The sequence below is a fragment of the Paenibacillus sp. SAFN-117 genome, from assembly GCF_051966115.1.
GTDB lineage: Bacteria > Bacillota > Bacilli > Paenibacillales > NBRC-103111 > Paenibacillus_L > Paenibacillus_L residui.
This window is the reverse complement of sequence record NZ_JBQCLK010000013.1, coordinates 107,514-134,123: the sequence shown is the minus strand read 5'-3', so window position 1 is coordinate 134,123 and position 26,610 is coordinate 107,514. Positions and strand designations below refer to the sequence as shown.

The 26,610-nt window shown below is 48.2% G+C and carries 21 protein-coding genes and 17 tRNA genes; 33 read left to right on the top strand and 5 right to left on the bottom strand.

Features of this window, described 5'->3' with window-relative positions; genetic code table 11:
• The 17 genes from ACTHRH_RS10970 to ACTHRH_RS10890 all read left to right on the top strand — a co-directional run bounded on the left by ACTHRH_RS10970 (position 1) and on the right by ACTHRH_RS10890 (position 1,570).
• Positions 1-76 (top strand) — tRNA-Asn (locus ACTHRH_RS10970).
• Positions 77-79: 3 nt separating this feature from the next.
• Positions 80-171, top strand: a tRNA-Ser gene (locus ACTHRH_RS10965).
• Positions 172-181: 10 nt separating this feature from the next.
• A tRNA-Glu gene (locus ACTHRH_RS10960) sits at positions 182-253 on the top strand.
• Between the two features lie 9 nt (positions 254-262).
• A tRNA-Val gene (locus ACTHRH_RS10955) sits at positions 263-338 on the top strand.
• 7 nt (positions 339-345) lie between these two features.
• Positions 346-419 (top strand) — tRNA-Met (locus tag ACTHRH_RS10950).
• 58 nt (positions 420-477) lie between these two features.
• Positions 478-554 (top strand) — tRNA-Asp (locus tag ACTHRH_RS10945).
• Positions 555-573: 19 nt separating this feature from the next.
• Positions 574-649: transfer RNA gene (locus tag ACTHRH_RS10940), tRNA-Phe, on the top strand.
• Between the two features lie 16 nt (positions 650-665).
• Positions 666-741, top strand: a tRNA-Thr gene (locus ACTHRH_RS10935).
• Between the two features lie 12 nt (positions 742-753).
• A tRNA-Tyr gene (locus ACTHRH_RS10930) sits at positions 754-839 on the top strand.
• Between the two features lies 1 nt (position 840).
• Positions 841-914, top strand: a tRNA-Trp gene (locus tag ACTHRH_RS10925).
• A gap of 15 nt (positions 915-929) precedes the next feature.
• Positions 930-1,005, top strand: a tRNA-His gene (locus ACTHRH_RS10920).
• Between the two features lie 23 nt (positions 1,006-1,028).
• Positions 1,029-1,100 (top strand) — tRNA-Gln (locus tag ACTHRH_RS10915).
• Positions 1,101-1,105: 5 nt separating this feature from the next.
• Positions 1,106-1,180: transfer RNA gene (locus tag ACTHRH_RS10910), tRNA-Gly, on the top strand.
• Positions 1,181-1,184: 4 nt separating this feature from the next.
• Positions 1,185-1,258 (top strand) — tRNA-Cys (locus tag ACTHRH_RS10905).
• A gap of 4 nt (positions 1,259-1,262) precedes the next feature.
• Positions 1,263-1,348: transfer RNA gene (locus ACTHRH_RS10900), tRNA-Leu, on the top strand.
• A 52-nt stretch (positions 1,349-1,400) separates the two neighbouring features.
• Positions 1,401-1,477 (top strand) — tRNA-Arg (locus ACTHRH_RS10895).
• Positions 1,478-1,489: 12 nt separating this feature from the next.
• A tRNA-Leu gene (locus ACTHRH_RS10890) sits at positions 1,490-1,570 on the top strand.
• Between the two features lie 69 nt (positions 1,571-1,639).
• On the opposite strand, the gene ACTHRH_RS10885 is transcribed toward ACTHRH_RS10890, so the two are convergent.
• On the bottom strand, positions 1,640-1,816 hold the full coding sequence (locus ACTHRH_RS10885) for a hypothetical protein (protein ID WP_186328392.1): 177 nt from the start codon (positions 1,814-1,816) through the stop codon (positions 1,640-1,642).
• A 323-nt stretch (positions 1,817-2,139) separates the two neighbouring features.
• On the opposite strand from ACTHRH_RS10885, the gene ACTHRH_RS10880 reads away from it, so the two are divergent.
• The 4 genes from ACTHRH_RS10880 to ACTHRH_RS10865 all read left to right on the top strand — a co-directional run bounded on the left by ACTHRH_RS10880 (position 2,140) and on the right by ACTHRH_RS10865 (position 6,265).
• Positions 2,140-2,442, top strand: a complete 303-nt coding sequence (locus tag ACTHRH_RS10880) for an ArsR/SmtB family transcription factor (protein WP_028538557.1) — start codon at positions 2,140-2,142, stop codon at positions 2,440-2,442.
• A gap of 122 nt (positions 2,443-2,564) precedes the next feature.
• Positions 2,565-3,737 carry an MFS transporter gene (locus tag ACTHRH_RS10875; RefSeq protein WP_144938604.1) on the top strand — a complete coding sequence of 391 codons (1,173 nt, stop codon included), beginning with the start codon at positions 2,565-2,567 and terminating at the stop codon, positions 3,735-3,737.
• 655 nt (positions 3,738-4,392) lie between these two features.
• Positions 4,393-5,397: a helix-turn-helix transcriptional regulator gene (locus tag ACTHRH_RS10870; protein ID WP_379285718.1), complete on the top strand. Its 1,005-nt coding sequence runs from the start codon at positions 4,393-4,395 to the stop codon at positions 5,395-5,397.
• 73 nt (positions 5,398-5,470) lie between these two features.
• Positions 5,471-6,265, top strand: coding sequence for an SDR family NAD(P)-dependent oxidoreductase (locus ACTHRH_RS10865; RefSeq protein ID WP_440415510.1), 795 nt, complete (start codon positions 5,471-5,473; stop codon positions 6,263-6,265).
• Positions 6,266-7,337: 1,072 nt separating this feature from the next.
• On the opposite strand, the gene ACTHRH_RS10860 is transcribed toward ACTHRH_RS10865, so the two are convergent.
• Complete coding sequence (locus ACTHRH_RS10860) at positions 7,338-8,828, bottom strand: DHA2 family efflux MFS transporter permease subunit (protein ID WP_144938595.1); 1,491 nt, start codon at positions 8,826-8,828, stop codon at positions 7,338-7,340.
• Positions 8,829-8,979: 151 nt separating this feature from the next.
• On the opposite strand from ACTHRH_RS10860, the gene ACTHRH_RS10855 reads away from it, so the two are divergent.
• From ACTHRH_RS10855 to ACTHRH_RS10835, 5 genes are all read left to right on the top strand, one after another.
• Positions 8,980-9,348 (top strand): winged helix-turn-helix transcriptional regulator, encoded by a 369-nt coding sequence (locus ACTHRH_RS10855; protein ID WP_144938592.1) that lies wholly within the window; start codon positions 8,980-8,982, stop codon positions 9,346-9,348.
• A gap of 160 nt (positions 9,349-9,508) precedes the next feature.
• Positions 9,509-10,093: a TetR/AcrR family transcriptional regulator gene (locus ACTHRH_RS10850; protein WP_260982116.1), complete on the top strand. Its 585-nt coding sequence runs from the start codon at positions 9,509-9,511 to the stop codon at positions 10,091-10,093.
• A 25-nt stretch (positions 10,094-10,118) separates the two neighbouring features.
• The gene (locus tag ACTHRH_RS10845) at positions 10,119-11,114 is read left to right on the top strand and encodes an ATP-binding cassette domain-containing protein (RefSeq protein WP_440415506.1); all 996 of its coding nucleotides are present in this window, start codon (positions 10,119-10,121) and stop codon (positions 11,112-11,114) included.
• Positions 11,114-11,956, top strand: a complete 843-nt coding sequence (locus ACTHRH_RS10840; protein ID WP_144938590.1) for an ABC transporter permease — start codon at positions 11,114-11,116, stop codon at positions 11,954-11,956. Before ACTHRH_RS10845 ends, ACTHRH_RS10840 begins: the two co-directional genes overlap by 1 nt.
• Before the next feature lie 213 nt (positions 11,957-12,169).
• On the top strand, positions 12,170-12,742 hold the full coding sequence (locus ACTHRH_RS10835; RefSeq protein ID WP_144938622.1) for a GrpB family protein: 573 nt from the start codon (positions 12,170-12,172) through the stop codon (positions 12,740-12,742).
• A 258-nt stretch (positions 12,743-13,000) separates the two neighbouring features.
• Here ACTHRH_RS10835 and ACTHRH_RS10830 read toward each other — a convergent pair whose 3' ends face one another.
• Complete coding sequence (locus ACTHRH_RS10830; RefSeq protein WP_440415504.1) at positions 13,001-14,809, bottom strand: alpha-glycosidase; 1,809 nt, start codon at positions 14,807-14,809, stop codon at positions 13,001-13,003.
• 508 nt (positions 14,810-15,317) lie between these two features.
• Between ACTHRH_RS10830 and ACTHRH_RS10825 the strand changes: the two genes are divergently transcribed.
• From ACTHRH_RS10825 to ACTHRH_RS10815, 3 genes are read left to right on the top strand one after another with little or no spacing between them, the layout of a single operon-like run.
• Entirely contained in the window at positions 15,318-16,634 is a 1,317-nt protein-coding gene (locus tag ACTHRH_RS10825) for a sugar ABC transporter substrate-binding protein (RefSeq protein ID WP_144938581.1), read from the top strand.
• A 20-nt stretch (positions 16,635-16,654) separates the two neighbouring features.
• Entirely contained in the window at positions 16,655-17,962 is a 1,308-nt protein-coding gene (locus ACTHRH_RS10820) for a sugar ABC transporter permease (RefSeq protein ID WP_144938578.1), read from the top strand.
• Positions 17,959-18,795 (top strand): sugar ABC transporter permease, encoded by an 837-nt coding sequence (locus tag ACTHRH_RS10815; protein WP_144938575.1) that lies wholly within the window; start codon positions 17,959-17,961, stop codon positions 18,793-18,795. The genes ACTHRH_RS10820 and ACTHRH_RS10815 overlap by 4 nt, the downstream gene beginning before the upstream one ends.
• Before the next feature lie 165 nt (positions 18,796-18,960).
• Here the strand turns inward: ACTHRH_RS10815 and ACTHRH_RS10810 are convergent, their stop codons facing one another.
• Positions 18,961-20,052, bottom strand: coding sequence for a Cfr family 23S rRNA (adenine(2503)-C(8))-methyltransferase (locus ACTHRH_RS10810; RefSeq protein WP_440415501.1), 1,092 nt, complete (start codon positions 20,050-20,052; stop codon positions 18,961-18,963).
• A 1,319-nt stretch (positions 20,053-21,371) separates the two neighbouring features.
• Between ACTHRH_RS10810 and ACTHRH_RS10805 the strand changes: the two genes are divergently transcribed.
• A complete protein-coding gene (locus tag ACTHRH_RS10805) occupies positions 21,372-21,842 on the top strand; it encodes an SRPBCC family protein (RefSeq protein ID WP_379285732.1) in 471 nt (156 codons plus the stop codon).
• A 157-nt stretch (positions 21,843-21,999) separates the two neighbouring features.
• Here ACTHRH_RS10805 and ACTHRH_RS10800 read toward each other — a convergent pair whose 3' ends face one another.
• Entirely contained in the window at positions 22,000-22,551 is a 552-nt protein-coding gene (locus tag ACTHRH_RS10800; protein ID WP_440415499.1) for a hypothetical protein, read from the bottom strand.
• A 496-nt stretch (positions 22,552-23,047) separates the two neighbouring features.
• Here ACTHRH_RS10800 and ACTHRH_RS10795 point away from each other — a divergent pair, with 496 nt between their 5' ends.
• The 3 genes from ACTHRH_RS10795 to ACTHRH_RS10785 all read left to right on the top strand — a co-directional run bounded on the left by ACTHRH_RS10795 (position 23,048) and on the right by ACTHRH_RS10785 (position 26,609).
• On the top strand, positions 23,048-23,305 hold the full coding sequence (locus ACTHRH_RS10795; protein WP_379285736.1) for an SDR family NAD(P)-dependent oxidoreductase: 258 nt from the start codon (positions 23,048-23,050) through the stop codon (positions 23,303-23,305).
• A gap of 881 nt (positions 23,306-24,186) precedes the next feature.
• Complete coding sequence (serA, locus tag ACTHRH_RS10790) at positions 24,187-25,779, top strand: phosphoglycerate dehydrogenase (protein WP_379285738.1); 1,593 nt, start codon at positions 24,187-24,189, stop codon at positions 25,777-25,779.
• 86 nt (positions 25,780-25,865) lie between these two features.
• Positions 25,866-26,609, top strand: a complete 744-nt coding sequence (locus tag ACTHRH_RS10785) for a YggS family pyridoxal phosphate-dependent enzyme (RefSeq protein WP_440415496.1) — start codon at positions 25,866-25,868, stop codon at positions 26,607-26,609.
• Position 26,610 lies beyond the last annotated feature (1 nt).

Below are 26,610 nucleotides of genomic sequence, written 5' to 3'. Positions count from 1 at the left end.
TCCCTGATAGCTCAGTTGGTAGAGCACTCGGCTGTTAACCGAGTTGTCACAGGTTCGAGTCCTGTTCGGGGAGCCATCTGGAGAGGTGTCCGAGTTGGCCGAAGGAGCACGATTGGAAATCGTGTAGGCGTCACAAGCGTCTCGAGGGTTCGAATCCCTCTCTCTCCGCCATAATACATATGGCCCGTTGGTCAAGCGGTTAAGACACCGCCCTTTCACGGCGGTAACACGGGTTCGAATCCCGTACGGGTCATGTACGTTTGGACGCTTAGCTCAGCTGGGAGAGCATCTGCCTTACAAGCAGAGGGTCGGCGGTTCGATCCCGTCAGCGTCCACCATTATTGCCGCGGGGTGGAGCAGCCCGGTAGCTCGTCGGGCTCATAACCCGAAGGTCGCAGGTTCAAATCCTGCCCCCGCAATATTGTCCCCTGAAGACTAATTGTCTTCCGGGGATCCCCTTAAGGGGAATTTTTATATGGAGCTGTGGTGTAGAGGCCTAACATGCCTGCCTGTCACGCAGGAGACCGCGGGTTCGAATCCCGTCAGCTCCGCCATCTTTTGACAAATGAATAAGGCTCGGTAGCTCAGTCGGTAGAGCAGAGGACTGAAAATCCTCGTGTCGGCGGTTCGATTCCGTCCCGAGCCACCATTAGAATGACTGATATGCCGCTGTAGCTCAATTGGTAGAGCAACTGACTTGTAATCAGTAGGTTGGGGGTTCAAGTCCTCTCGGCGGCACCAGTGATCTCTTATGGAGGATTAGCGAAGTGGCCAAACGCAGCAGACTGTAAATCTGTTCTCTTACGAGTTCGGTGGTTCGAATCCATCATCCTCCACCATAGGGGCATAGTTTAAAGGTAGAACAAAGGTCTCCAAAACCTTTGGTGTGGGTTCGATTCCTGCTGCCCCTGCCAGCAAACCTATACGTGGCGGTCGTGGCGAAGTGGTTAACGCACCGGATTGTGGCTCCGGGATTCGAGGGTTCGATTCCCTTCGATCGCCCCATAATATACCCTTAAATATGACATTGGGGATTAGCCAAGCGGTAAGGCAACGGACTTTGACTCCGTCATGCCCAGGTTCGAATCCTGGATCCCCAGTTTATGCGGAAGTGGCTCAGCGGTAGAGCATCGCCTTGCCAAGGCGAGGGTCGCGGGTTCGATCCCCGTCTTCCGCTCCATTAAGGCGCCATAGCCAAGTGGTAAGGCAGAGCTCTGCAAAAGCTTTACCCCCAGTTCGAATCTGGGTGGCGCCTCCAACTTGCCGGAGTGGCGGAATCGGCAGACGCACAGGACTTAAAATCCTGCGGTAGGTGACTACCGTACCAGTTCAAGTCTGGTCTTCGGCACTTATCAGGTTAAGCATGGAAGGTCTGACTTGCAGCAATTGAAACACATCTTGTGCCCTTAGCTCAGCTGGATAGAGCGTTTGACTACGAATCAAAAGGTCAGGAGTTCGAATCTCTTAGGGCACGCCATAATTACTTTATGCCGGTGTGGCGGAATGGCAGACGCGTTCGACTCAAAATCGAATGGGGAGACCCGTGGAGGTTCGAGTCCTCTCACCGGTATCACTTCAATAAGAGTAGGTTCATTAGATTAAGTCTAATGAACCTTTTTTTAGTGCGTACGCATTACGATTAATAAAGTGGTGAAAGTCCGCTGGGGAGATTGGTTGTAGCCAACCGCTTGCCAAGAGCAGTGATGTCATTCATTGTATTGGCTGAACCACCGATTCCATCATCGCTCCCCCGAATACGGTCAACACGGACGAGTGCCATTCCCAGCCACATCATTTTCCGTGTCAGCATTTTCATGATCCTCTACTCCACGTTTCTTTATAATATTGTTGATTTTCAACCGCAATGTTCATTTATGAAAGGTCCACCATGTAATGTGGCTGTGCCGCAGGGTCTCTTAATTGCAATGAAGAAAAATAGCGTTGCTGCAGCAACGCTTTTGTATCCGTTTGATTACAAATTCATCACTTAAGTACATTCGTGAAGCGAAAGACTATTTTGAACCACACGGAATTTTGAATTTTCATCATTTGCTTACGAGATGTTTGGAGGAAGTATAGTTAAGGTATCAAGAACAACATTTTATTGACATATCGTGAAATGTAGATATAATAATAGACATGGATCCAATTGAAGTGTTCAAGGCGTTGTCTAACGAGTCGAGACTACAGATTTTACAGTGGCTTAAGGAGCCCGAAAAACATTTTGTGCCCCATGAAGGAGTGGATATGAGGGAAATCGGGGTGTGCGTCAGTCAAGTGACGGATAAGTTGAACATGACACAGTCGACGGCTTCGCAGTATTTGTCCATTCTACAACGGGCCGGACTGATTCGAACCGAGCGGATCGGCAAATATACGTACTACAAACGAAACGAAGAGAAAATAAGCGAATTAGCTGATTTCTTAAATCAGAAACTCTAATCTGAACTTGAATACCTCAAACGTATTCAGTTTTTTTGACCTTACAAATCGACATATTGCGATATGTAAATTCATAAAAGATCCTCATCTATTGAACAACAGAAAAAGGAGAAGTGAACGTATTGTCTAACACGTGGAGAGTCTATTTATTGGCATTGGTTACTTTTTTGGTGGGTACATCCGAGTATGTTATTTCCGGCATCTTGGATAAGATCTCGGATACAATGGGTATTTCCGTTACTTCTGCGGGGCAGTTGGTCACGATCTTTTCCTTTGTGTACGCCATAAGCACCCCGATCCTCATGGCGTTGACTGCTAAGGTGGAAAGACAAAAACTGCTGGTTTGGGCGCTGGGTATCTTCGTAATGGGGAATATTCTGTCTTTCGTTTTGCCAGGCTATTCATCGTTTCTCGCAGCTCGCGTCATCATGGCTGTGGGCGCGGGAATGGTCGTGGTAACCGCTTTGGACGTCGCCGCGAAAATCGCCGCCCCAAGCAAACAAGCCAGCGCGATTGCTACCGTGGTGATGGGCTTTACGGCTTCCTTGATTATCGGCGTGCCTCTTGGACGTATCGTTGCAGCACAATTCGGATGGAAATCCGTTTTTGGTATATTGGCACTGGCCGGTCTTGTGGCAATGTTCGTTCTGTACGCCATCATCCCTCGAGTTCAAGGGGATAAACCGATTCCGTTGTCCAAGCAACTTGCCTTCTTGAAAAACGGAAACGTAGCGCTAGGGCTTGCGATTACCTTTTTCTGGCTCGGAGGATACTCGATCGCCTACACCTACATTTCACCGTATCTACTTGATGTTGCCGGATTGAAAGATGGAATGCTGAGTGGAGTGCTATTGGCGTTCGGCATCGCCAGCCTGGTCGGATCCAAATTCGGCGGTTTCAGCACGGATAAATGGGGGGTATTCCCGACACTGTCAGGGGGAATGCTCTTGCACGTCATAGCGCTGCTTCTCCTCTCTCTAACCGTTACCTATACGCACTCGTGGCTGCCGATTGTCACCCTCCTGATCTTATGGTCGTTTGCGGCTTGGTCTTCCGGTCCAACGCAACAATTCAATCTGGTTCGGATTGAACCGAATTATTCTGGAATCATGCTGAGCCTGAACCAATCCATGATGCAATTGTCCATGGCTGCGGGTGCTGGAATCGGAGGCGTCATGATCGACCGGGTGTCCCTGTCATCAATTACATGGGTCGGGATGGTTGGGGTCGCTATTGCGATCGTGGCGGTGCCGTTCTTGAAGATGCGAATGAATGCCGGCAGTCAAGGTGCCTGAGAGTATCCTGGGATGAAGTCTAAAAAGGCATCCATTAAATGAGTTGAACAACCGGGTACAAGAACTCAATAAATACAACATGATGAGGTTACAGTGGATCGATCGGGCGGAATGGGATTACGATCGAAAACTTAGAGCATCCCTAAAGCTTTCGCAAAATGTTTGGCCCTACGCGACTTTTAAGCTGGCGCTTTCGTTGTGGACTCAAGCCGTGGCACCGCAACTTGCCAAGGAAGACATCAAGATCCGCAGTGTTGACCCGGGAATTAGCAATACTCTAAGAAAAGGAAAAGATTCCGGACTTGCCTTATGGTTTGAACGGTTTATGAAGTTTTTTCCTCTCCGCCTACTCATGGAGCCAACCTATTATGAGGGGCCCTCGGCAAACACAGCAATGAGACCGGCATGTTTCTGTTCAAAGATCGGATTGCGGACTTGAAATTTACAGAGCATGCGCAGCGTGTGCTGGAAAAAAATCCTCGATTATATATAGCTCTAACGGAGAACGATAGCGTAGAAAACATATCATGAGGCCGCCGCAAATAAATTACCGGGTGGCCTCACCCCGCACGGTAACGCTATAATTAGCAGAATCAATGATCCGCGGGCTCCGTGGATTATTGCAATTTGACTTTGTCCTTGGAGGTCGACAGCCATGAACGCTCCTTCCGCAGACCGTATCAAGATCGCGCCAGGTTTCTGGACCAGCCTGAGGGGGATAGGGGTAGAACCCATTGATGTAGCGCGCCAAGCACGTCTACCGCTAACCGTCATCACCGAACCGTTAGTCACGACCGCACAATATTATTCGATCTGGCAAGCTTATTCCGAACTCGTCGGGGACATCGCTACGGGAATCGTCAAGCTTGCGACCGCGTACGAGACAGCTCAGTATCCGCCGGCTGCTTTGGCGACCTTTCACGCTCGTGACTACCGGGACGCGCTGAACCGAATGGCGCGCTATAAGCAAATGTGCCCTCCGGAAAACTTGAGGATTCAGGAGGAAGGCGAGCAATGCTCGATTGAATTGGAGTGGCAGCATGACGAGCAACCCGGACCACCGGTGCTTGTCGTCATTACGCTCGCCTACCTGCTTGAGCTCGGGCGCCGGGGAACAGGCCGTCATCTGAAGGCTCGGTCTGTCGAATTCATACACCCTATGGGCGACGTTCAAGCCCTTGAAGATTATTTCGGCTGCCGCGTACGGACGGGGACGGATCGCAATCGGCTAAAGCTGAATCGCGACGATCTGGACTGCCCCTTCACGTCGTACAACGAAGAACTTCTCGAGATTCTGACTCCCGCCTTGGATCGTATGCTGGAAGAACAACAGAGCCAGCTCACCATAAGCGATAAGGTGATGTGGATCTTGTCTCGATGCCTAACTCGAGGGAGAATCGACATTCAAAACGTAGCTTCCGAGTTGGGGATGAGCGAGCGCACCTTGCAGCGCAGGCTGACGGAAGAAGGCGCAAGCTTTAAGCAGTTGCTGGAGAAAACTAGGCGGGAGATGGCCGTCGCTTACTTGGCAGACCCTGCGCTGGAGATCAAAGAGGTCGCTTTTCTCGTCGGCTACGAGGACCAAAATTCGTTTTATCGCGCGTTTCGCTCATGGACAGGGGAAACTCCCGCCAATTGGCGCGTCGCGCAAGAGAATTGACGTTCTGTGCTAGTTACGGAGTAGGCGAAACGATGTATCATGATCCTATCCTAAACATAAGGAGTGCAGGCAGATGGATATGGGATTGAAGAATAAGACGGCTTTAGTAACGGGATCAACTAGAGGCATAGGAAAAGCGATTGCCCTTGAACTTGCCAGGGAAGGCGTTCATGTACTCATAAATGGTCGGAACAACGATGGCGTAGAGCGCACGGTAGCTGAGTTCCAAGCGGCGTTCCCGGAAACGGAACCTCGAAATGCAACCGCCGATCTCGTCGATTCGCGGCAGAGAGAAGCTTTATTCGCGAAATTTCCCCACGTCGATATCCTCGTCAACAGCATGGGCATCTATGAGATCATCTCCTATGATGACGTAGACGATGCCGTATGGGAGAAGTACTTCCGCACGAACTTTCTCGCCGCCAACGACTTAACCAAGTTTTATTTGCCTTCCATGCTGAGTCGCGAATACGGCCGTATTATCTTCATCGCGAGTGAAGAAGCCGTCATGCCTTCCGGACAGATGCCTCAATACGCTGTGACCAAATCCATGCTGTTGTCATTGTCCAAGAGCTTGTCCAAGTTGACCCGCGGCGCCGAAGTTACAGTGAACACGATCCTGCCGGGACCGACCCTCTCCGAGAACGTGCTGCAGATCATCGAGAGCATTTATTCGAACGAAGAGACGACCTTCGAGGCTAAAGAGAGAGACTTTATGGCGAAGAACCTGCCTCAATCCGAAATCCAACGGTTTATCAGACCTGTGGAGATCGGCCGATTGACTGCTTTCATTTGCAGCCCGATGGCCTCCGCCTTCAAAGGATCCCCGATCCGCATAGATGGGGGAATGGTACCGACAATATTTTAATTTTTTGCTCTAACGGAAAACGTTAGTTTCATTAAAACATCATGTGGTTGCCGCGGAATAGATCGAGCAACCTCGTTAAACAATTGGATAGCATAGCTCAATATATATGACATTAACGTGCTGATTCTAGAGCTTCATTTGCCATGGTTACTATCCCGAAAGGGATTGTCAGTGACAACTTATTGATACAACCCATTTTGCTTTAGTGAGTGAAATGTTCCTGCCATTCATTTAATCCCTCATCCATCCGATAGGCTCTAAATCCTTCAGCCTGCAATTTTTGTGCAGCGATTGCAGAGTAGACACATAATGGATTCTTCGCCAAATTGAAAGCCAGTTTCATCGTATCCTTGGGTCTGATTGCCTTAGCGTTGACGTCCTATACACTCCTCCTGCTCGGCATCTGCGGATTTGACGGCGGAAGTGCTAGTGTGCAGATAGTTGATCTTATGGCTCCGGTTCCATACACCGTTTTTCAAACCTATTTGTGGACGGTCTTCATTGGCGGTCTGGCCTGTCTGCTTGTTGGAGCGGTAACGCTATGGCTCTCTAGCCGGATGAATACTCCTTTTTCAGTCATCATTACTGTGATGATTTTGCTTCTAGGTCCACTGTTTATCCCATCGAGTAAGAGCAGCCGCTCTTTTTAACCATATGATGGATCTGCTGCCGAGTAATATGATGGACAGTTTTCGTAAAGTTACCAATTATGAAGTGTTTCATATCTTTGGGCAATGGATTCCAGAGCATAAGGTTATGGTTGGTGTGTCGGTAATCGTTATTATTATGCTTCTGCCTTTCACTTACCAAGGATTCAAGAAACGTCAGGTGGCCTAGCTTGCACGTTCACCAGGCATAACTTCATCTTTTCTTTCCGTATTGCCATTCGTGCGCAACGGCGAACCTTTCGGGTTTACCTCTCCCCAACTGCCCGGTAAATGCAAAAGCTGACCTGAGATTGACTTATTGCATTTATGGAGCTAAGGGAGATCGAACCCCTGACCTCATCATCGCTGCCAGTCGTTGAGCTCTCCTAATAAGGATAGTTATACTGCTCCAAAACCCGGTCCAGTCAAGTTTCGTTATTGTTCTGTTTTTCGTCTGTTTTGTGATTGTCGATCATGAAACCTAAGATAATCCCTACAATTGCAACAGCCATGACAACAAGAAAAGTCTCGCTAAATGCTTGTGACCATATTTCATTTGGGGCCTGGACTCCGGATTCGGGATGGTCTTTTAGCCTTTCTGTCAAAATTGTTGCCAAGCCCGCTATTCCAAACGAAGCCATAACTTGCTGTGATGCCCCAGATAACGAACTTACCCGGCCGATCAAATGCTGCGGTGCTGCTTGCATGATATGCGCATTGAGCGACATCCCCTGGAGGGCAATTCCTGCGCCTAGTAATACTAATGGTAAAATAAGCATTCCCACACCATCCTTTGCTGATATAAGGGAAAGGAGGAACGCACTAATCCCAATGAAAGCCATTCCAGTAACCACTAAAGGTTTTATACCAAACCCGTCAAACAAACGTCCGCCAATCGGCATGAACACGGCAGAGGCAATGGCTTGTGGAAGCATAAGCATTCCTGCTTCAAATGCATTATGGCCTTTAACTTCCTGCAAGAAAACAGGATTAATAAAAAGTGTACCGTAATAGGCTATTCCAGATATCCATACGACAATGATAGAGCGTGTGAATACCCTAGAGCGAAAAACGCGAAGCTCAATCAAAGGGTGTTGTTGACGCAGCTCGGCAATAATAAAGATAAGCAAAGCTAATACTCCCACGGCTAGGCCGATGATTGTATTTGTGGAGTCCCAACCGGAGTCACCTCCTTGAGTGACACCATAGACAAGCGCAGCAAACGCCAGGGGGCCAAACAATATACCAAGAATATCAAGCGGAGCGGTTGCCTGACGCTCGAAGCTAGGCAAGCTTTTCAAACAAAGGATGACCCCGATAAGACCTACTGGAATGTTGATAATGAAAATGTAATGCCAGCTTGCGAAATTCACCAACCAACCGGCTACGATCGGCCCCAAAGCCGGAGCAAGTAGAGAGGGGACTCCTATCATTCCCATTACAGCTCCGACTTTGCCCGGAGGACTGAGACGGTAAATCATCGCCATAGAAAGGGGCATAACGAGTCCGCCTCCCAAGCCTTGCATAATTCTAAAAGCAACAAATTGCCCGGCATTGGTTGCAAAAACACATAGTATTGAACTAAATGTAAATAGCCCGATCGAAATTACAAATATACGATTGGCTCCAAATCTATCGGACAACCATCCGGCTATCGGAATAATTGCGGCTTCAGCAAGTATATAGCCGGTAACAGACCATTGTATGACGGATAACGAACTATTGAATTCGTTGCTGAGAATGGGAATGGCTATATTGATAGCGGTACTATCCAGCATAACCATAAACATTCCAATAATAATGGCAATTAAAGGGCCCCTAATCGTTTTTAGCGATTGGGTTTTTTCGGCTTTCATTGCAACTTTTGCTTGTATGGACACTAAATTTCCTCCTTTTTTCGAGATAAGATTAAGCATTATAGCAACACCTGACGCTTTCCATTGAGATTATAAATGAAGTAGAGTAACATCAAAAGTAGGATAAATTTTTATATATTATTTCATTTGACAAACTTACTAACTTTATGTAAGTAAAGGGTAATATGTCAAGGGGTTAGGGGGAAATAAATTGCATTTAAATACGGAAGAGAAACAATGCTGGTACGTTGTCGGTGAAGTTCTAAAAATTATTACAGGAAAATGGGCGTTCTTAGTCATTGCAGAACTGTATAAAGAGTCCAAACGTTTTAATCAATTACGAAGAAATTTGGATAATGTCAGCACCAAATCTTTAACGGATATTCTAAGGCATTTGGAACAACATGAGGTTGTTGAACGAAGAGTGTTTCCAACAGTACCAGTAACAGTAGAATATTCCTTAACGGATAAAGGCAGGGACTTTCAATGCGTACTTCAAGAGATGAGAAAATGGGGGGTAAGGTGGGGAATACCTGATAATCCGTATCAAAACGTATCAAATGAAGATACAGTTCAATAGGTCCAGAGGACTGAAACAGAGACTATAACGACACACTCATTCAAAGTTGATTTTTATTTACCTAACGGTAGTTAAATTATTGACAAAGCGTTTTGTTTATGTTTCAATCTACCTAACGATAGTTAAAAAAACTGCGGATTGTACTGTAAGGAGTAAAACAATGATGAAAAAGAAAGAACTGACATCCAATCAATTGATCGAGGCAGCATTCGAACTTATTGCACAACACGGGATTGAAAAAACCAGTCTGGCTATGATTTCCACAAAGGTCGGTATCACAAAGCCGTCCATTTACTATCATTTCGCATCAAAAGAAGAATTGATCGATCGAATATTTGAATACAGTCTTGGCGATTATCACTTTGACCATTTCGTCCAAATGGATGAGTACAATGAACAAAATTTTGCTGAAAAGCTATATCAAGCAGGTCTAAAAATGTTTCCGGAAAAAGATGAAGTCTATCTAAGAGTTTTAAAAGAATTTATGAGTTATGCCGTGCGCAATGAAAAATACTTGAAACGCATTGCGAAATTTGAGCAAGAGTTTATAGAAGGCCTCCAGGAGTTATTGCAAAAGGGAGCTGATTTAGGAGTGGTTAAACCGCAAAATATAGCGGCCAAGGCACATATGCTCGCTATTGTCATCGATGGTATTCAAGATTCTATAGTCATGCAGATACCGTTTAAAACAGACTATAAAGATATCTGGAGGGAAGCAGTGAACAGTGTTCTCACGAAAACCTGAATGAATTTGGAGAGGATGAACAACTATGAGCATGATAAGAAATTCCGAGAGTGATGCCGATACGGCCATTGAGGCAAAAGGGCTTGTTAAAGTGTTCGGGAAACATCGCGCAGTTGATGGCATTGATTTATCGATTCGAAAAGGATCGGTCTATGGTTTCTTAGGACCAAATGGCGCGGGGAAGACAACGACCATTCGGATGCTCGCTACGTTACTCCAGCCGGACGGTGGTTACGCCCGTATTTTCGGTCATGATCTTGCCACGGAAACCGCTGCGGTAAGAAGTCGCATCAGCCTAACCGGGCAATACACATCAATCGATGAAGATTTAACCGGTTATGAAAATCTCGTCATGATCGCCAGACTAATGGGATACTCTCGAAAGCAGGCAAAAGTACGAGCGGACGAATTACTTAGCGCCTTCAACCTCGAAGATGCAGCAAAAAGGCAAGTGAAAAGTTATTCCGGAGGCATGCGCCGGCGCATAGATATCGCCGCAAGCATCGTTGTAACGCCGGATCTTCTTTTTCTTGATGAACCGACAACCGGATTAGATCCGCGCAGCCGCAATCAGGTGTGGGATACTGTGCGTGCCTTAGTTAGCGCAGGTACGACAGTATTGCTTACGACGCAATATTTGGATGAAGCGGATCAGCTTGCAGATCGGATTGCAGTCATCAATCAAGGAAAGATCATCGCAGAAGGAACGAGCAGTGAATTAAAAGCGTCAGTCGGTACGGGGACATTGAACGTTTCCCTTCTCGACCCTGAGGATCGGGAAAGAGCTGTTGAAGTTCTAACTAACATTCTGAAAGTTCCCATTAAATCTTCCTCTGATCCTGCCTCTCTTATCGCTCATGTCGATGCCCCATCTCTTGTAGCCGAAGCCCTCTTAGAATTTGGAAAGGAAGATATTGGAATAAGGGCCTTTTCACTCGGTCAGCCTAGTCTTGATGAAGTATTTTTGACGTTGACAAGTCAGGCGGTTGTTAAAGAACAAGTTGGCGAGGAGGCAGGTTAATGACCGGCACAGCAGAACTGAAGAAACAGAGTGGAACGAGTGAGCAATTACGAAATGCAATCGCTTCAAGTAAGCGCCCAAGTCCGCCAAACGTTTTTTCTTCAACATTCACCTTTGCATCGCGAGCCCTGCTTCGGATTAAACACATCCCTGAGCAACTGTTCGATGTGACCGTTTTCCCTATTATTTTCTTACTTATGTTTACGTATTTATTTGGCGGAGCGATTGCTGGATCAACGAATGGCTATTTGCAATTCCTTCTTCCTGGAATCCTCGTCATGACCGTCTCACAAATTACAATATACACGGGAGTAGATCTGAACAATGACATCAGAAAAGGTATATTTGATCGCTTCCGCACCTTACCCATTCGGCTGCCATCTGCACTTGTTGGTGCATTGCTCGTGGATACTGTTCGATATACAATGGCCTCTGCAATTATGATTGCCCTCGGCCTTTTGCTCGGATTTCGGCCGGACGGCGGATTTATCGGTGTTTTGGCGGCAGTAGCCTTGATTTTACTATTCTCCTTTAGTTTTTCTTGGATTTGGACAACGCTCGGATTGATTATGCGTACAGAGAAATCGCTTATGATGGCGAGCACGATGATCCTGTTTCCCCTCCAGTTCGTCAGCAATGTTTTTGTTGATCCGCAGACGCTGCCATCGTGGCTTCGGGGGTTTGTTGACATCAACCCAATTTCGCTTCTGGTGACAGCAGTACGCGGTTTGATGCATGGCACGGTAACATTTGAACAGATTGGCTTGGTGTTCTTGGCTTCCATAGTTATTACTGCTGTTTTCGCGCCGATAACCATGTATCTGTATCGCAACAAGCAATAACTGTGTTCTCAAGCAAATGGACAAATATGACCGGAGCAGATAGCAATATTCAAACGGAGAATGAAAGAAAGCTGAATAACGTAACGAGATGGCTTGGAATTAAAGGAGGCAGTCCCACATGCACTTGTGGTATATTAAAGAGCTCAGCAATTTCATTTCGTATCTGAAAGAAAGAGGGTGGAGTATTTGACATCGAATCATGATCATTCAAATATGGCATCTACCAGTGAGGAAAGGCTTCAGAAAGCAACGGTTGGTGAACTGAAGCCTCACAACACATCCATTCCTCTCCGGGATTATGATCCGCACTGGCCTAAACTTTTCGAGCAAGAGGCCGAACGAATTCGTTCAATACTTGGCAGCAAGGTTCTGCAATTGGAGCATGTTGGATCTACTTCGGTGCCGGGATTATGTGCCAAGCCAATCATCGATATGCTGCTGGTAGTAGAGAATTCTGCTGACGAAACGGCCTACGTTTCCGACTTGGAGGAAGAGGGGTACACGTTACACATACGGGAACCTGATTGGTTTGAACACCGTCTATTCAAAGGTCCCAATACGGATATTAATCTTCACGTATTTAGCCAGGGGGCGTCCGAAATCGACCGAATGCTGCTTTTCCGTAATTGGCTCAGAGCGAACGACTCCGACCGGGATGTGTATGCACAAGTGAAGCGAAGCTTAGCACGACATCAATGGCGTCACGTACAAGATTATGCAGATGCAAAAGATTCAATTGTAAAGGAAATTATGGAGAGAGCGAATGCGGTTAAGCGAACCTATTAAGGTGTGATGGGCTCGTAGATGCAGGTTCCGCTTTTCCCTGTGATGGGGAGGAAAATCTTCGATTGCACGAATTTCTGAGCATAGGCGCGAACGATGCCTCGATCATTATCCAGCAGCCCTGCGCAAGCCAAATAACCCCGCAGTCTTTGCTTGAAGATTGCGGGGTTGTTCCTGATTCGGGAAATGATCAGGAAAGCAGCGTCCTCAAATTGTCGCTCGGTACCCTTGTCACTGCAGTTGCAGAACAAGGACGCGTTCTCACTCCGGGCGATATTGCGCGGATAGACGGATTGCTTCGGTGGCGATATCTCCAGAAGCATGCAGGATGGCGTAGCCAAAGCCAGGGAGCGCGACCTGCATCGTTCCCTCGTCTGTCCGGACATCGGCGTCGCTGCCGGCATCCTGCCACAGCCCGTTCAGCCCTCCGCTCTGCACGGTGACCGAGCATGCGGTCTCGTCATTGTTCAGCAGCAGCAGAAAGCGGTCCCGCTCGTCATGCCGTTCGTAGGCGAGCAGCTGCGGGTGCCCGGAGGCTACCAGGAAGCGCAGGCCGCTGCCGCGCAAGGCAGGGTGCGCTTTGCGCAGGGTGATCAGGCGGCGGAAGAAGCCCAGCAGCTCACGATCCTGCTTCGTGGGGTCCCACTCCATGCATTTGCGGTTGTAGGGGTCATGCTCGCCGTCAAGCCCGATCTCATCCCCGTAGTAGATGCAGGGCACTCCCTGAAAGGTTAACTGGAAGAGCACGGCCAGCTTCATCAGCCGCTTATTGCCGTCGCACAGCGTCAGCAGCCTGACAGTATCGTGGCTGCCCAGCAGGTTGAACGCGGCCTCGGTGACCTGTTGCGGGAAGCCAGCCAGCAGAGAGTTGATGCTCTGGGCAAACTGGCTGGCGTCGGTGCGTCTTCTGGCGAAGAAATCAAGCACGATGTTGGTGAACGGGTAATTCATCACGGCATCGAACTGGTCGCCCTGCAGCCACGGCATCGCATCATGCATAATTTCTCCGAGCAGGTAGGCGTCCGGGTTCACCTTCTTGATCTCGCGGCGGAACTCGCGCCAGAACTGGTGGTCCACCTCGTTGGCCACGTCCAGCCGCCAGCCGTCCAGCCCCAGTTCGCCAATCCAGTACCGGCCTACCTCCAGCAGATAGGCCTTGACCTCCTCATTGCCCGTATTCAGCTTCGGCATGATCGGCTCGAAGCCGAAGGTGGCATAGTTCGGGATGCCGTTCTCCACCTTGAGCGGCCACTCCTTGATATGAAACCAGTCGGCATAGCGGGATGAGGGACCGTTCTGCTGTACATCGATGAAGGGCGGAAACGTATGCCCGCAGTGGTTGAATACACCGTCCAGCAGTACCCGAATGCCCCGGGCGTGACAGGCGTCGACCAGCTCCTTCAGCTTCTCGTTCGTGCCGAAATGCGGATCCACGAGCATATAATCACGCGTGTCGTATTTGTGATTGGTCGTCGCGGCGAACAAAGGAGTGAAATAGATCGCATTGATTCCCAATTCGACGAGATGGTCCATATGGTCGAGCACCCCTTGCAGATCGCCGCCAAAAAAATTGGTCGGACTCGGTACGCCGCCCCATTCCAGCACCCCCTCCGGGTCGATGGACGGGTCGCCCTTGGCGAAGCGCTCGGGGAAGATCTGGTAAAAGACCGCTTCCTTGACCCATTCCGGCGGGGAGTGAACATCCTCGGGGTTCAGGTAGGGGAAATCGAACAGCCCCTCATATCGAATCGTCGGTGGTTTATCGAAGAAGCCCTTCTCCAGAAAATAGACGGTCTCGCCTGCTTCCTCGTGGAGGGCAAAATAATAGACGACCCGCCGAAACCGCGGCGAAATGGCGGCTTGCCAGTAATCGAACAGGCCGTCCGCAGCAAACCGTTCCATGGCGACAGACTCATTGTATTTATCCCAGCTGTATTTATCGCCGCATACCAGCTGCACCTGCGCCACATTGCCGCGCTTCGTGCGCAGACGGATGTGTATCGTCGATTCGTTATAGGCATAGGACCAGTTCAGCCCGATGCGATGGTATACCGCTTCCAGCATAATCATCAATAATGGCCTCCTTAAGGCATGATAACGCAAAAAGGGTCCAACCTCTGAATGGACCGAGGTTGAACCCGTAAGTTTCATTGCCTTTAAATTTTCTTCATCTTATCACACGGTTTCCATGTTGGCAACCCTCCATTTTCATATAGTCCATGTCAGGTTTATCATCGCTAGTGCAGATATGTAAAATAGAGGAAAATCGAGATAATGGAAGATAATACAGAAAAAATAAGCGAAATTCATAGATAGAGCGGTTTGCAAACGTTTTTTTGATTGCTGTATGATGGGGGGCAAGTAAACAGTTATCCATCGCCTATGATAATTTAAAGGCAATGTATCCGAAAGGGTACAACCTCGGCTTATTGCTGCGGGTTGTACCCTTTTTCGCATTCGTACCAGCTACTGTTCAGGATAACGTTTGCGAAAGAAGCGGCGCATCCTGCCCGTTCAGGAGTCACGTGCGCATAAACACCACATGTAACACCAAATGTAAAAGAATGGGGGTTGTACGATGATTAAAGCACCAAAAGAAAGATGGACATTCATGCTGATCTGTCTGGCTCTGCTGCTGGTGATGACAGCCTGCGGCGGCAATGGAGGGGGCAATCCGCCGGGGAATACGCCTGGGGATACAGGTCCCGGGAACGGGGAAGGCCCTAATGTAGAAGCAGTAGGGGAAGAGGAGATTGCTCCTGAGGAGGGAGCGAAGCTGGTCGTATGGGAAGCAAAGGAGCAGTTGGAGTATATGCAGCAGCTTGCGCAGGCTTTTGAAGCTGAATATGGCATCCCGGTTACGGTCGAGGAACTGGCCGGCGGGCAGCAGGGCGGACGCCTGGCAACCGACGGCCCGTCCAAGCTGGCCGCGGATGTACTGACGCTGCCGCATGATCAGATCGGCCAGGCGGTTAAGGCGGGACTGCTGCTGCCAAACGATCTGTTCGAAGAGGAAACGCGCGCATCCATGGTTGAAGCGGCGCTGGAGGCCTCGTCCTATGAAGGGGTGCTGTACGGCTACCCCAAATCGGTAGAAACCTATGGCTTGTTTTATAATAAGGACCTGATGCCTGAAGCGCCGAAGACATGGGATGATGTGATCGAGTTTGCCAAAACCTATAATGATCCGAAGACGAATAAATACGCGGTCATGTGGGAGTTCGTCGGCTATTACACGTATCCGTTCATCGGCAGCTTCGGCGGATATATCTTTGGCGACAACAATACGAATCCTGAAGATATCGGGCTCAACAAGGAAGGAGCGATCGAAGGCTTCACCTTCTTGCGGAGTCTGCGCGACATTTTGCCAATGAAGGCGGGGGATGTGACCTATGATGTGAAGACCCAGCTGTTCCAGGAAGGCAAGCTGGCTCTGAATATCGATGGCCCATGGTCGGTTGCGGCCTTCAAGGATAAGGTCAACTTTGGCGTCGCACCGCTGCCTGCAACGCCTGACGGCCAGCCTTCGCTCTCCTTCTCCGGGGTGAAGGCGTATTATGTCAATTCGTATAGCCGTTATCCGATCGCTGCGAGGATGTTTGCGCATTTTGCCAGCAGCAAGGAAAATCAGCTGAAAAACTATGAGATGACCGGTGCGATTCCGGCCCATATCGAAGCCGGGGAGGCGCCCGAGCTGCAGAACGATCCAATTATGAGCGGGTTCTTCCAGCAGTTCCAGCAGTCCGTCCCGATGCCGTCGGTAGCCGAGATCAATTCGGTATGGGACCCGCTCAAGGCAGCGTTCATCTCTGTATGGGATGATCCGAACCTTGATGTGAAGCAGACGCTTGATCAGACAGTAAGGACGATTCAGGCGGATATCGATGCGAAATAACATGGAAGGTGGTTAACGGAATGCAGAGCAGAACAAAAGCCGTTATCCTTTCCATCCTCATGATGGGTCTGGGGCAGATCTATAATCGCCAGTATGTCAAAGGACTGCTGCTGCTATGCGGTAATGCGGCCGGGGTATACGGCATAGTGTTTCATCTGAAGGATTACGTATACGGCCTGATTACACTGGGGGTTGAGCCGAGCAGAATGGTCAAGACAGGCAAGCTGACCAAGATGGTGGAGGGCGACCATTCGATCTTCATGATGGTGGACGGCCTGATGGCGGTGCTGGCCCTTCTGCTCTTCGCAGTGGTCTATCTGCTTAATATCAGGGATGCTTACCTGGTCGGGCGCTCGCGCGACCAGGGGGAGCAGCCCCATCATTTCATTGAGTCGCTGCGGGAGCTTAACCGCAAGCACTTTGCCTATCTTGTGCTGGCGCTGCCGGCAGTGTCTGTGCTGTTCCTGACGATTTTGCCGATTATCTTTTCCATCCTGCTGGCTTTTACGAATTATGCCGATCCGATCCTGCCGCCGGCCAATCTGATCGATTGGGTAGGCTTTGACAATTTTGCCAAGATGGTCAATCTGAAGGTATGGAGCACGACCTTCGTCGGTGTGCTGACCTGGACGCTCACCTGGGCCGTAATTGCCACCTTCACCACCTATGTCGGCGGTGTCCTAGTGGCGGTGCTCATTCAACAGCCGGGCATCCGGTTCAAGAAGCTGTGGCGTACAATGCTGGTCATTCCGTTTGCAATCCCGAACATGATTTCGCTGCTTGTGATGCGCAATATGTTCAACAGCCAGTTCGGTCCGGTGAACGGTTATTTGCGGTCGATGGGACTGGAGGGGCTGCCGTGGCTGACGGATCCGTTCTGGGCCAAGGTGACGGTCATTCTGGCCAATATGTGGCTGGGCATTCCGGTCACGATGATTCTGGCGATCGGGGTGCTGACGACGATCCCCAAAGATATGTACGAAGCGGCGGAGGTGGATGGCGCAGGGTCATTCCAGAAGTTCCGCATGATCACGCTGCCGATGGTGCTGTTTGCAACAGCGCCCATTCTGATTATGCAATTTGCCGGCAATATTAACAGCTTCAACGTTATTTATCTGCTGACGAGCGGCGATCCGGTCAACTCCAATTACCAGTATGCCGGCCATACCGACCTGCTCGTTACCTGGCTCTACAAGCTGGCGCTTAACCAGTCGCAGTACAGCTTCGCATCGGTGATCGGCATCGTTATTTTCCTGCTCGTAGCGACGTTCTCCATCTGGAGCTACCGCAGAACCAGATCCTATAAAGAGGAGGACATGATCGCATGAACAGACGGGCGGTCGCCAAGGCAAAATTATCAATCAGCTACGCTTTGCTGGTGCTTCTCAGCTGCATCAGCCTGTTTCCGGCCCTCTGGATAATTATGTCCTCGCTCAAGACGGGCAACAGCTTGTTCAGCGATACGCTGATTCCGCGGGAATTCACTCTGGAGCATTACCGCAATCTGTTTCAAAATACGCGTTACCCGTTATGGTTCATCAATACGCTCAAGATTGCCTCGCTGTCCACGGTGCTCGGCACCTTCTTGCTGCTGCTTTCCTCCTACGCCATCTCCCGGTACCGGTTTGCCGGCCGCAAAGCGACCCTGTCCACACTGCTGGTGCTGCAGATGTTCCCGGGCTTTATGGCAATGATCGCGATCTATGTGCTGCTTAATACGATGAATCTGCTCAATTCTCACTGGGCGCTTGTGCTCGTCTACAGCAGCGGAGCAATTATTACGAACGTATTTGTCGCCAAAGGCTTCTTCGATACGATCCCCCGCAGCCTGGAGGATGCGGCGCGCATCGACGGTGCAAGCCATATGAGATTGTTTTTCTCAATCATGATTCCGCTGTCGCGGCCAATGCTGACCTATGCCAGCCTGATGATCTTCAATGGCAGCTTCGTCGATTTTATTTTTGCCGATCTGGTGCTGCGCACAGAGGAGCAGCGCACGCTCGCCGTCGGCCTGTATCAGATGGTAAGCCAGCGGAATTCGACTGAATTTACATTGTTTGCCGCAGGGGCGGTGTTGGTCGCTCTCCCGGTGACGCTGCTGTTTCTGTTCCTGCAGCGCTTCCTGGTCGAGGGCTTGACTGCAGGAGCCTCCAAAGGGTAGCCTCCGCCCAGCTTCTTGGCGTCAGACAGCAACAAGCCTTCCGATCCACCGCAGCGGTGGGCCGAAAGGCTTGTTGGAGTGCGCCCGGCATGGGCTATACTTGGCGGCGAAAGTCCGCTGCAGGCTATTGAATGTGGCTTTCTTCTTTAAGTACGAGCATGGTCGCTAGTTGTCGGAAAAACGCTTGTTCGCTTCATACTGGCCGTACAATTGTCCGCAGGCGGCGTCAATCTCCACACCGAAAGATTGACGTATGGTTGCCTTGAATCCCGCTTGCTTGATTTGCTGGTAAAAAGAACGGATATCATGCTCTTCAGGACGCTTGTAATCGTCCGCTACACCCAAGGCCGGATTGTAACGAATAAGATTTAGGTGATAAAGCTGCTTCAGGTCCATTCTTTTCCTTAAAATCGAAATCAGCTTCTTGGCATGATCCGGCGAATCATTCACCCCGGGAAGCAGGACGTAAGCAATGTATACTTTTCTCCCCGTCATTTTCACATGCTCATCTAATACTTCCAGCACGTCTGCCAGGGGATATTTTTTGTTGATCGGCATCAATTCGCTTCTTTGATCGTCAAAAGGAGAGTGGAGCGAGAAGGTGAGATGAATTTGCGGAAATTGCCGCGTCAGCTTCTGAATTCCCGGAATGATGCCGATGGTGGAAACCGTAAGTCTCCTTTGACTTAATCCGAATAATTCCGGTTCGGTCAATGTTCGGATGGCGGTAAAAGTATTCGGATTAGCCAGCGCTTCTCCCATCCCCATGAAGGAGATGCTGTCCAGGGAACGATTCTTTAATGTGAAATATAAAATTTGATCGGTGATCTCGTCGGCCGTCAGGTTTCGCTTCAATCCGATCGTACCGGTAGCGCAAAAACGGCAGCCGAAACCGCAACCAGATTGGGAAGAGATGCAAAACGATTCCCAGCCTGCACGGTATTTCATTGCCACAGTTTCTACTTTATCTCCCCCGGACAGTTCAAAGAGCACCTTGTCCGCCTGTGGCGACGATGTTTGCGCAACAGGTTTAATTCCAAGAATGCTGCTGCCGAATTGTTCGACGATTTTCTCGCGCAACCTTTTTGGCAATACGGTCATGTTTTCGAATTGATGTATTTTTTGTTTGAATATCGCTTGCGCGATTTGGGTAAACCTGAATTTCGGCTCGTTCTCGGCATGCAGCAATTGCTGCAATTGCCCATATTTTGTTGCAATCTTTTCACTAGATAACTGATGGAATGTACCTTTGGTCATGAAAACTCCTCCTTATAATCCGCTTCATTTCCCGGATAGGAGGAGGCTCCATACGCCAATAAGATACACCCCTCATGCAAGGGGAATCTAAAGGAGTATCTGAAAAAGCCCATACGTATCCTATCCGGAAAAAAGCGTAAATTAGTTACGAATTTTTTCGTCTGGATAGGATTAGTTGTACATCGTCTTGGGGCTCACCCTTTCTGTTGCTGATGAACGTCAAAAAAGCCTCTTGTCCGCATCATTCCCGGACAGGAGGCTTCATACGCGAAATAGAGACCGCCCCTCATTAAAGGGGGGAGAAATCTCGCAAATGTATACAAAAGCCCATACTTATCCTGTCCGGAAAATATACCTATTCACGAAGCATTCGTGTGGACAGGATTAGTTGTACATTGGCCTGAGTTCATCCTTTCAGTTTGAATTACTAGTCTAATTTATCATAAATCCGGTATGGATTCAAGCTCATAAAACGGTGTCAAAATGGCTATGAAACTCCCGAATCATTCGCCAAAGCTGTTCGCAAACAGCATGGTGTTACTCCAAGTGAAGCCTTAAAAGGGATCAGTGCAAGTTATATTAAACAAAAATCAATCCGAAAAGCTGCTTCTCCTTACATTAGAATTGATTAAACAAAAACACGGAGAACTCAAGATCAACTAAGAACGGAACCACCTAATTATTTGTCGTTAATGGTGGTGACGTTCAGCAAATTACAATTAAACTAATCTGCCCGTTAGCTAAATAAGGCGACGGATCTGTATCCTGGGTTTGGAGTGGGAACGGGGATCTAACTGGATTTCATGCAGCTAGTTTGTGAGCTAGAGGTTAGTTTCGAAAACTACCTTGGAAATCCGTCTATTCCACCGTCTGCTGGTGCCGTTGCAAGTGGAATGGCGCGTCTAACTGTATTTTGTACAGGTAGATTCAAGCGAATGGGCGAAAACGATCAAACTAACTGGATAAACTACAGTTAAAATGGGCAACTTTGGGCGAAACGGCTGTTTTGGCGCAAACTAGCTGTAGGTTTTCCAGTTAGTTTCCATATTTCTTCCGAATATAGAAATCTAACTGTATGAAATCCACTTAGAATATATGGGAGAGTCTAAAAGTTTCATTCATTTTCCATTAAATGCAAGTTTAATGCAGGCAAATCCCTATTAACCACAACAGGAGTGGACGATGGACGAAAGTTAAGTCGGAGGAGCGGATCAGTGACGGAATAGCAATCGATAAGAAATGTAATCTGTTGATCTTGTATAATATAGAGCTAAATAAAGAGTCTCTTCGATTCATTATAATGAAAAGGAACGATGAAGATGAATGACAAATCGAAAAGAACGGACACTGCTTCGAGAAACATTCAGGTGCCTCCGCAAGCAATCTATCGGGCATATATGGACCCGAAGGCGCTCGTTGCCTGGCTTCCTCCGAAAGGAATGGAAGGCCGAATCGATGCGTTCGAAGCTCGGGTAGGCGGGATATATCGCATGACGCTTACCTATATCGGCTCGGACCATCCGACGGGCAAATCTTCGGAAAATGCGGATGTGGCGCAGGGAGAATTCCTCGAGCTCGTCCCGGATAAGCGGATCGTGCAACGGATCGTGTTCGATTCAGAGGATCCTGCGTTCGCCGGAGCCATGATCATGACCTGGCATCTGGACGAGGTTCCGGGCGGCACCGAAGTGACGATTGTGTGCGAGAATGTGCCCGAAGGCATCCGTCAAGAAGATCATGAAGCCGGGATGAGTTCCACGCTGGCCAATCTTGCCGCATTTCTCGAGTGAATATATGGAATGTAAGACGTCTGGTAATCGAAACAAGAGGAAATAGCAGTGTTGAAGGGGAGTTTTTTACGCAGCGTATCGGAGGAGAAGAGTGGAATACCTCGGGCATCATGAATATTTCCAGAGTGATCGCCCTCGCCTCCGATGAATGCGTTGATTACAAAGTTTGGGAAGGCTGTTTATTTTTAATCCGTTGCTGGAACGACAGGGTCGCTATAAATACAGTTACTCCCCATAAGAACAATCCTCCGTAAGTTACCACATACACCCAAACGGCTAACCCCTCAGCGTAGCCTTTTGGAAGCACTCCGAAAAATTGAAGAGCTGTCATGAAACTAATTAGAACTGTCACGATCCCAACTGACCATCCTGATACGATTAATAACCATTTGGGCAGTTTCTCCCCCCAGGAAGTCACGAAAGCTAAAGCAAATAAAGAGGCCAGTATCGCCAAAATAGCTGTGAAGTCTATTCCGACGGTATATAACGTGTATAGAAAAGCAGGTCCTTCCTTTAAAGTATCACCAAACCCCGCCACATCTTGTACAGCTTGTTCTGTAGTAAGTCCTATCGTAAATCCCGATGCCCAAAGCGATTTTAAAATCGCATACGGCAGCAGCGCAAAAGCTGCGACATAGCCCCATCTTTTAGACAAATAAGTTTTATCAGCTATATCTGACTTCATATCTTTCTCATTTGTTATGCTCAAAAGACAATCTCCCTTCTAAACTAAGAAATGAAACCTATCAGTTTTCAATACTACTCAAAAAAACGAGTTTTCAAAATTCTCTATTTTGACACGCTTGATGATCTTGTTTTCTGTTTCAAAAGACCAGCTATCCAGGTTTAGTTCCCTTCCGATAGCTTTCTATATAATGAAGCCCTCGACACTATCTGTCTATTACACTTGTATAAAATAGCATACACTTTATTGAAATATAATTGAACTAAATTAATTGAATAATTGCGGAAATGAGATGATGCTGTATGAAAAAGGGGGATCTGAATGTTCAAAATTGGGGATTCGCCAAATTGAGCGGTATCTTATGTTTGCGAGACGTTGCCAATAAACAAACCGCTCCAAGAAGCGCAGAACATCCGTTAACGATTTGGTGCTAATGTTACCTAAGTCTCTCTTTAGTACATTGAATCGTCGAGGAGCTGTAGCAAGTGCACCGATGAAAATCGTTGAGGGGAAAATCACAATGCGTACGATTGTAATAGCCGGAGGAACCGATGGGATTGGAAGAGAATTAGCCTTACAACTTTTACGTAATGGGGAGCATGTCATTATTATCGGTCGCAGTTCTGAGAAAGGCGAAGAATTGCGACTAGAGGCTGCCCGCTTAGATGGGGAAGACAGATTCTTATTTCTCCAAGCAGATTTAAGCCTCGTCTCTGAAAATATCCGGATAGTCAACGAAGTACAAGCTGTTGAAAATATTGGTCAAGCTCATTTATAAAATAACTGGTCTGCCTGTCCACAAAGCAGTAGAACCCGTTCTTCATTTCATAAAGTCGCCGCCTAAAGGTCCGCTAACTGCTTATAAACAAAACAAGAAATTAGATATGGCTCAAGTTATATTAAACAAAAATCAATCCGAAAGGCTGCTTCGCCTCACATTAGAATTGATTAATCAAAAACACGGAGAACTTAAGATCAACTAAGTATGGGACAGCCTAAATATTTGCCGTTACTAGCGGTACGGCTCAGCAAATTCCAAATAATTTAAGAAGCATGATGGGAGTCCCTTCGCGGACTCTTTTCTCTTTTTACATTTTCGCAACGCCTGGGTTTGGAGTGGGCATGGGATCTAACTGGATTTCATCAGATTGTTGAAAAAGCATCTACGCTCTCGTATCCATCTCTTGAGTAATCAAAATAAAGATACAGATGCGCGAAGGTTGGCGCGAACGAGTGCGTTTTTGTACGAAAAATCGTACAGATAGACATGCGTTGCCGCGAATGTCCTGCATTTGTATGAAATATCGTCCAAACAGCCGTGCACAGCCGTGAATGTCTTGCTTTTGTATGAAATATCGTACAAATGACGAAAATTTCCGCGACCGATTTTTTCAACAGTCTGAGTAGTTCCATCTATTCTAGTCCATCTGCCCCATTCGCTCCAATTTACCTACACAAAATACAGTTAGCCTCATTCATGGATTCTTTTGGATTGCTCGAAAACACCGTTTTTGGATATATATAACCAATCCATCTATTGATATACTAGCATAGTGTTCTTCATCCATGCAATGTGACACAGGCTGAACAATTCCTAAGTACAAGCCCGCAATTTAACTGACGTACAGTCTGTTTGTACATAGAGAAGGAGGAATGTCGATGTTTAAAGTTTTGGTATCGGATCCGATCAGTGATTTTGGATTGCAGCAACTGACGCGTGCTGCGGATGTGGAAGTCGACAAAATAACAGGACTCGGCGAGGAAGAGCTTATTTCCATTATCCGTCCCTATGATGCGCTGCTCGTCCGTTCTCAAACGAAAGTCACTCGGCGTATCGTGGAAGCCGGTGTTCAATTGAAAGTCATTGGCCGGGCAGGGGTTGGTGTGGATAACATTGATTTGGATGCTGCAACGAGCCAAGGAATTGTCGTGGTCAATGCACCCGATGGCAATACGGTCACAACGTGCGAGCATACCTTTGCGATGATGATGGCATTGGCCCGGCATATTCCGCAGGCCTATGCCCAAACCGTTGCCGGGCATTGGGACCGCAAATCATTCCTTGGCGTTGAATTGCGACACAAGATACTCGGTGTGCTCGGGCTTGGCCGAATTGGGATCGAAGTGGCCAAACGCGCAGCGGCTTTTGGGATGACCGTTATCGGCTACGATCCCTTTCTACCTGAAGAAAAGGCAAACAAACTGGGCATCAAGCTGACGACAGTAGATGAAGTCATACGGACAGCTGATTTCATGACCGTTCATACGCCGCTAACGAATGAAACGCATCATATGATTGCGGGACCGCAATTTGACGTCATGAAACGGGGAATGCGGATCGTCAACTGCGCCCGCGGGGGGATTATTGACGAGGCGGCTCTTGTTGAGGCGCTCGACGAAGGGATTGTGGCAGGCGCCGCTTTTGATGTATTTGAACACGAGCCTCCGGCGCCGGATCACCCGTTCTTAAGGCATCCCAAAATAATTGTTACCCCGCACTTGGGCGCGTCTACTTTGGAAGCACAAGAGAATGTAGCCGTTGATGTCTCCGAGCAAGTCATCCATATCCTGCGGCATGAACCGTTTAAAAATGCAGTCAATATGCCGGCCGTTCCGACCGACTTGCTGAACAAATTACAACCCTACTTCACATTGTGCGAACAATTGGGAAAAGCGATTGCCCAGATGACCGATGGCGCCGTATGTCAAGTCACAGTCGAATGTTCAGGCGAACTTGCTGATCTGGATATATCGCCACTAACCCCTTATGTGATTAAGGGTATACTTTCTCACCATCTCGGTGCGGAACAAGTCAATGTCGTCAATGCCATTCACTTGGCGAAGTTTCGTGACATTCATCTTGTGGAGCGCAAATCTCTGTTAACCCAAAGCTCGTCCAGCGAGATTACGATTCGATTAAAGACGGCAATCGAGGAGAGATGGGTGACAGGGTCTGCGCTGCCCAGCGTCGGGGAACGTCTTGTCCGAATCGGTCCCTATCCGGTTGAAATTTCACCTGATGGATTTGTTTTGTTAATTTCACAGAAGGATAGGCCGGGCATCATTGGGCGTGTTGGAACATTGCTCGGGGATAGCGGCATTAATATTGCCACGATGCAAGTGGGCCGCAACGAAGCTGGCGGTTCGGCGGTCATGATATTAAAAATCGATAAAAAAGCACCCAAGAACGTGATGGAATCGTTATACGCAATACCGGAAATTAAGCGCGTACGGGAGATCGCCTTTGATTAATTTAACAATGTGGCGGATAAAGGGATGCAGGGAGCCTAAATTAACAGGATCATTTACAAACGTGGAGTAGAAAGAGGGTAAGAGACATGGGGAATCCAGTTGAAGAGAATCTCAAAACCGTGAAACAGCAGATGAAATTGGCATGCCGAGCTTCCGGGCGCAAGATCGAGGACGTGCAATTGTTGTTGGCGACCAAAACCGTACCGCTTGAAAAGCTGCAAATGGCCATGCAAGCGGGTGCAGCTCTCTTTGGAGAAAACAAAGCGCAGGAACTGCGGGGGAAATTTCCACTTATGCAGCAGTATAATCAGGTGGAATGGCATTTTATCGGACATCTGCAAACGAATAAAGTAAAGGACGTTATCAAATATGTTACGCTCATTCATTCTGTGGACCGTTTGAAATTGGGGCAGGTTTTGCACAATCAGCTCGTTAAAGAAAACAAGACTATGGATATTCTGATACAAATCAATACGTCCTACGAAGAAAGCAAATTTGGCGCTCCGCCGGAATCGGCATTGGAATTGGCTGAACAATTGTCCCAGTTTGAAACGTTAAACGTGAAAGGCTTAATGACCATTGGAAAATTGAATGCCACAAACGACGAGACCCGGCACTGCTTCCGATTACTAAAACGGATTCAAACAGAGATTAGGGAGAAGAAGCTTCCACGGGTAGAAATGGATATCCTCTCCATGGGCATGTCTGGTGATTTTAAGGTAGCCATCGAAGAAGGAGCTACCATCATTCGCGTAGGAACAAGTGTATTCGGCCAACGTTACTTGCCGGACAGTTATTACTGGAATGAAGACGCGAGTCAGGTCGATTAGG

Coding starts and splice junctions, on each gene's coding strand:
- serA (WP_379285738.1), top strand. CDS start 24,187: ATGTTTAAAGTTTTGGTATCGGATCCGATCAGTGATTTTGGATTGCAG.
- ACTHRH_RS10810 (WP_440415501.1), bottom strand. CDS start 20,052: ATGACCAAAGGTACATTCCATCAGTTATCTAGTGAAAAGATTGCAACA.
- ACTHRH_RS10845 (WP_440415506.1), top strand. CDS start 10,119: ATGAGCATGATAAGAAATTCCGAGAGTGATGCCGATACGGCCATTGAG.
- ACTHRH_RS10830 (WP_440415504.1), bottom strand. CDS start 14,809: ATGATTATGCTGGAAGCGGTATACCATCGCATCGGGCTGAACTGGTCC.
- ACTHRH_RS10805 (WP_379285732.1), top strand. CDS start 21,372: ATGAATGACAAATCGAAAAGAACGGACACTGCTTCGAGAAACATTCAG.
- ACTHRH_RS10785 (WP_440415496.1), top strand. CDS start 25,866: ATGGGGAATCCAGTTGAAGAGAATCTCAAAACCGTGAAACAGCAGATG.
- ACTHRH_RS10885 (WP_186328392.1), bottom strand. CDS start 1,816: ATGAAAATGCTGACACGGAAAATGATGTGGCTGGGAATGGCACTCGTC.
- ACTHRH_RS10795 (WP_379285736.1), top strand. CDS start 23,048: ATGCGTACGATTGTAATAGCCGGAGGAACCGATGGGATTGGAAGAGAA.
- ACTHRH_RS10865 (WP_440415510.1), top strand. CDS start 5,471: ATGGATATGGGATTGAAGAATAAGACGGCTTTAGTAACGGGATCAACT.
- ACTHRH_RS10870 (WP_379285718.1), top strand. CDS start 4,393: ATGAACGCTCCTTCCGCAGACCGTATCAAGATCGCGCCAGGTTTCTGG.
- ACTHRH_RS10860 (WP_144938595.1), bottom strand. CDS start 8,828: ATGCTTAATCTTATCTCGAAAAAAGGAGGAAATTTAGTGTCCATACAA.
- ACTHRH_RS10835 (WP_144938622.1), top strand. CDS start 12,170: ATGGCATCTACCAGTGAGGAAAGGCTTCAGAAAGCAACGGTTGGTGAA.
- ACTHRH_RS10825 (WP_144938581.1), top strand. CDS start 15,318: ATGATTAAAGCACCAAAAGAAAGATGGACATTCATGCTGATCTGTCTG.
- ACTHRH_RS10820 (WP_144938578.1), top strand. CDS start 16,655: ATGCAGAGCAGAACAAAAGCCGTTATCCTTTCCATCCTCATGATGGGT.
- ACTHRH_RS10815 (WP_144938575.1), top strand. CDS start 17,959: ATGAACAGACGGGCGGTCGCCAAGGCAAAATTATCAATCAGCTACGCT.
- ACTHRH_RS10880 (WP_028538557.1), top strand. CDS start 2,140: ATGGATCCAATTGAAGTGTTCAAGGCGTTGTCTAACGAGTCGAGACTA.
- ACTHRH_RS10850 (WP_260982116.1), top strand. CDS start 9,509: ATGATGAAAAAGAAAGAACTGACATCCAATCAATTGATCGAGGCAGCA.
- ACTHRH_RS10840 (WP_144938590.1), top strand. CDS start 11,114: ATGACCGGCACAGCAGAACTGAAGAAACAGAGTGGAACGAGTGAGCAA.